Consider the following 5149-nt stretch of genomic DNA (forward strand, 5'->3'; position numbering starts at 1 on the left):
TTTAAGGACAAGCCCTCGGTCTGTTAGGACATCTCGGCTCCATATGTTGCCACACTTCCACCTAATGCCTATTAACGGGTGTTCTTCCCGTGACCTTACTGGATTAACTCCATGAGAGCACTCATCTTGAGGTGGGCTTCCCACTTAGATGCTTTCAGCGGTTATCCGCTCCGCACTTGGCTACCCTGCGTTTACCGTTGGCACGATAACAGGTACACCAGCGGTGCGTCCTTCCCGGTCCTCTCGTACTAAGGAAGACTCCTCTCAATGCTCTTACGCCTGCACCGGATATGGACCGAACTGTCTCACGACGTTCTGAACCCAGCTCACGTACCGCTTTAATGGGCGAACAGCCCAACCCTTGGGACCTACTTCAGCCCCAGGTTGCGATGAGCCGACATCGAGGTGCCAAACCTCCCCGTCGATGTGAACTCTTGGGGGAGATCAGCCTGTTATCCCTAGAGTAACTTTTATCCGTTGAGCGACGGCCCTTCCACGCAGCGCCGTCGGATCACTAAAACCGACTTTCGTCCCTGCTTGACTTGTAGGTCTCGCAGTCAAGCTCCCTTCTGCTTTTGCACTCGATGGCTGATTTCCAACCAGCCTGAGGGAACCTTTGTGCGCCTCCGTTATCATTTAGGAGGCGACCGCCCCAGTCAAACTGCCCACCTGATACTGTCCTTTCACCGGCTTCACGGTTTAAAGTTAGAATTCTAGCCTTGTTAGAGTGGTATCTCACCAGTGACTCCATTACTCCCACAAGAGTAATCTCAACGTCTCCCACCTATCCTGCGCAAACAAAGCCCGAACCCAATACCAAGCTACAGTAAAGCTTCATAGGGTCTTTCTGTCCAGGTGCAGGTAGTCCGTATCTTCACAGACAATCCTATTTCGCCGAGCCTCTCTCCGAGACAGTGCCCAGATCGTTACGCCTTTCGTGCGGGTCGGAACTTACCCGACAAGGAATTTCGCTACCTTAGGACCGTTATAGTTACGGCCGCCGTTCACCGGGGCTTCGGTCGTCAGCTTCGCCTAAGCTAACCAACTTCCTTAACCTTCCGGCACTGGGCAGGCGTCAGCCCCTATACGTCCTCTTACGAGTTTGCAGAGACCTGTGTTTTTGGTAAACAGTCGCCTGGGCCTCTTCACTGCGACCAGCTCTCGCTGGCACTCCTTCTCCCAAAGTTACGGAGCAATTTTGCCGAGTTCCTTAGAGAGAGTTACCTCGCGCCCCTCGGTATACTCTACCACCCTACCTGTGTCGGTTTCGGGTACGGGTCCTATGCTTTCAACACATAACTAGCTTTTCTAGGCACTATCCTTTACTACGCGGAGACCGTAGTCTCCTCCCAATCCATTCAGGGTGTAGCTATCTTTCATGCGTCATAGTTATGCTCCCACACAGGAGTTGAGGAATATTAACCTCATGTCCATCGACTACGCCTTTCGGCCTCGCCTTAGGTCCCGACTAACCCTCCGCGGACGAGCCTTCCGGAGGAACCCTTAGGGTTTCGGGGTATGTGATTCTCACACATATTTTCGCTACTTAAGCCGACATTCTCACTTCTATACAGTCCACATCTGCTCACCGCTAATGCTTCACACCATATAGAACGCTCCCCTACCACTCTTTCGAGTCCGCAGCTTCGGTAACTTGCTTAGCCCCGTTCATTTTCGGCGCAGGAGCGCTTGACCAGTGAGCTATTACGCACTCTTTCAAGGATTGCTGCTTCTAGGCAAACCTCCTGGTTGTCTATGCACTCCCACCTCCTTTATCACTTAGCAAGTATTTTGGGACCTTAGCTGGCGGTCTGGGCTGTTTCCCTCTCGACGATGAAGCTTATCCCCCACCGTCTTACTGGCTGAATTTTACATGGTATTCTTAGTTTGTCTCACTTTGGTACCGCTCTCGCAGCCCGCAGCGAAACAGTGCTTTACCCCCATGCAAGGAAACCAACCGCTGCGCCTAAACACATTTCGGGGAGAACCAGCTAGCTCCGGGTTCGATTGGCATTTCACCCCTAACCACAGCTCATCCGCTCCTTTTTCAACAGAAGTCGGTTCGGACCTCCACTTGGTATTACCCAAGCTTCATCCTGGCCATGGTTAGATCACCCGGGTTCGGGTCTACAAACTGTGACTAACGCCCTTTTCAGACTCGTTTTCACTTTGGCTTCGGCTTTTCACCTTAACCTGCCACAGCCTGTAAGTCGCCGGCTCATTCTTCAACAGGCACACGGTCAGACGTTAAATCGTCCTCCCATTGCTTGTAGGCTAACGGTTTCATGTTCTATTTCACTCCCCTCCCGGGGTTCTTTTCACCTTTCCCTCGCGGTACTTTTACACTATCGGTCACACAGTAGTATTTAGCCTTACGAGGTGGTCCTCGCTGATTCAACCGGAATTTCACGTGCTCCGGCCTACTCGGGATACAGTTAGGCTACTTCGATTTTCGACTACAGGACTTTCACCTTCTTTGGTGTAGCTTTCAACTACTTCGTCTAACCTCTATAGTCCACATCACTGTCCCACAACCCCAACCGCCTAAGCAGTTGGTTTAGGCTCTTCCCGCTTCGCTCGCCGCTACTAAGGGAATCGATTTTTCTTTCTCTTCCTTCAGCTACTAAGATGTTTCAATTCGCTGAGTTGGCTCATACCATCCTATATATTCAGATGGCTGTATTTAGGGTTGCCCCATTCGGAAACCTCCGGCTCAATGCTTGCTTCCAGCTCCCCGGAGTATATCGTCGGTAACCACGTCCTTCATCGCCTCTGTGTGCCTAGGTATCCACCGTTAGCCCTTTGTAGCTTGACCTTTTTTCGAGGTCAGACTCTTGGCTATTTTTGGATTGTTTGTACTTTCGTACTTTCCTACCTAGCTATTATTTCGACTATCTAATATTTTTTTGTGCAGTTTTCAAGGTGCTTTGCTGAAATCTCTTTCAGCATTCAACAACATCTTTTGTCTTTTTTCTTAGACTGTGGTGTTGATGCTGAGATTGTTTCACTATTTCGTGGTTTTGGTGGAGGTAAGCGGACTCGAACCGCTGACATCCTGCTTGCAAAGCAGGCGCTCTACCAACTGAGCTATACCCCCATTGATATCAACAATTGATGATTATCAACGGTTGATAAGTGGGCCATCCTGGACTTGAACCAGGGACCTCACCCTTATCAGGGGTGCGCTCTAACCACCTGAGCTAATAGCCCATGTCCACGAACCTAAATTTGAAAGTGACTCCCGTTTCTCCCCCTCGCACGACCTTCGAGATGACCTTACTGCGTTCTATTTGCTGATTGCTTTCAAACTTCAGTAGGTTAGGTCTCCCTAAAAGGAGGTGATCCAGCCACACCTTCCGGTACGGCTACCTTGTTACGACTTCACCCCAGTCACTAGCACTGCCTTCGGCGCCCTCCTCCGCGAACGGTTAGAGTAACGACTTCGGGCGTTGCCAGCTTCCATGGTGTGACGGGCGGTGTGTACAAGGCCCGGGAACGGATTCACCGCAGTATGCTGACCTGCGATTACTAGCGATTCCTCCTTCATGCAGGCGAGTTGCAGCCTGCAATCTGAACTGAGGCCGGGTTTGATGAGATTCGCTTGCCCTCGCGGGGTTGCTGCCCTTTGTCCCGACCATTGTAGTACGTGTGTAGCCCAAAATGTAAGGGGCATGATGACTTGACGTCATCCCCACCTTCCTCCGAGTTGTCCCCGGCAGTCTCCCTAGAGTGCCCAACTTAATGCTGGCAACTAAGGACGAGGGTTGCGCTCGTTGCGGGACTTAACCCAACATCTCACGACACGAGCTGACGACAGCCATGCACCACCTGTCTCCGTGCTCCCGAAGGCACTCTCGCATCTCTGCAAGATTCACGGGATGTCAAATCTTGGTAAGGTTCTTCGCGTTGCATCGAATTAAACCACATACTCCACCGCTTGTGCGGGCCCCCGTCAATTCCTTTGAGTTTCACACTTGCGTGCGTACTCCCCAGGCGGGATACTTAACGCGTTAGCTTCGGCACTGTCCGGGTCGATACAGACAACGCCTAGTATCCATCGTTTACGGCTAAGACTACAGGGGTATCTAATCCCTTTCGCTACCTTAGCTTTCGTCCCTCAGTGTCAGTTACGGTCCAGTAGAGCGCTTTCGCCACCGGTGTTCTTCCCAATATCTACGCATTTCACCGCTACACTGGGAATTCCCTCTACCCCTACCGTACTCAAGTCACACAGTTTCCACCGCCGATCCACAGTTAAGCTGTGGGCTTTGACAGCAGACTTGCATGACCACCTACGGACTCTTTACGCCCAATAATTCCGGATAACGCTTGCACCCTCCGTATTACCGCGGCTGCTGGCACGGAGTTAGCCGGTGCTTATTCCTCAGGTACCGTCAATATTCTTCCCTGAGAAAAGAGGTTTACAATCCAAAGACCTTCCTCCCTCACGCGGTATTGCTCCGTCAGGCTTTCGCCCATTGCGGAAAATTCCCCACTGCTGCCTCCCGTAGGAGTCTGGGCCGTGTCTCAGTCCCAGTGTGGCTGCTCATCCTCTCAGACCAGCTACTGATCGTCGCCTTGGTGGTCCCTTACACCACCAACTAGCTAATCAGACGCGAGCTCATCTTCAGGCCAAAAAAGATTTCACCTCTCGGCATATCGGGTATTAGCAGTCGTTTCCAACTGTTGTCCCCGTCCTGAAGGCAGATTCTCACGCGTTACTCACCCGTCCGCCACTAAGCCCGAAGGCTTCGTTCGACTTGCATGTGTTAGGCATACCGCCAGCGTTCATCCTGAGCCAGGATCAAACTCTCCATATTAGACTCCTTACTCATTCCTTAGAATTTTCATTCGTCTTTAGCAAGAGATGTTTTTTAAGGCTCTCTTTATCCTTAACTAAGTTCCTTGGTATCGATTGTTTCAATCTCAACCAGCTCACTTGTTATAATCTTGTTTAAAACAAGGGGGCGGATAGTCACTTTCAAATTCTATTCTTTTGTCTCGGTTCGGGGCGGCGGTTCAGTGCGTCTCTCTCAACCGCGCTTAACTATAGTAACCATACAACCCGGAGATGTCAACACCTTTTTTCAATCTTTTTTCGGTATTCGAATGAAAAACCCCTGGAATGCCTTCAGAGCAAGGGGTTTGG

The 5149-nt window shown here is 51.0% G+C and carries 2 tRNA genes and 2 rRNA genes; all 4 read right to left on the reverse strand.

The annotated features are described in order from the left end of the window. Window positions 1-3: 3 nt before the first annotated feature. Window positions 4-2815 (reverse strand): 23S ribosomal RNA (locus AACR41_RS00300). 206 nt (window positions 2816-3021) lie between these two features. After that, window positions 3022-3097: transfer RNA gene (locus AACR41_RS00305), tRNA-Ala, on the reverse strand. A gap of 39 nt (window positions 3098-3136) precedes the next feature. Further along, window positions 3137-3210 (reverse strand) — tRNA-Ile (locus tag AACR41_RS00310). Window positions 3211-3331: 121 nt separating this feature from the next. After that, window positions 3332-4820: ribosomal RNA gene (locus AACR41_RS00315) — 16S ribosomal RNA — on the reverse strand. The 16S and 23S rRNA genes sit together here with 2 tRNA genes alongside, the layout of an rRNA operon. Between the last annotated feature and the right edge of the window lie 329 nt (window positions 4821-5149).

This window comes from Picosynechococcus sp. NKBG042902 (assembly GCF_963864045.1).
Lineage (GTDB): Bacteria > Cyanobacteriota > Cyanobacteriia > Cyanobacteriales > MRBY01 > MRBY01.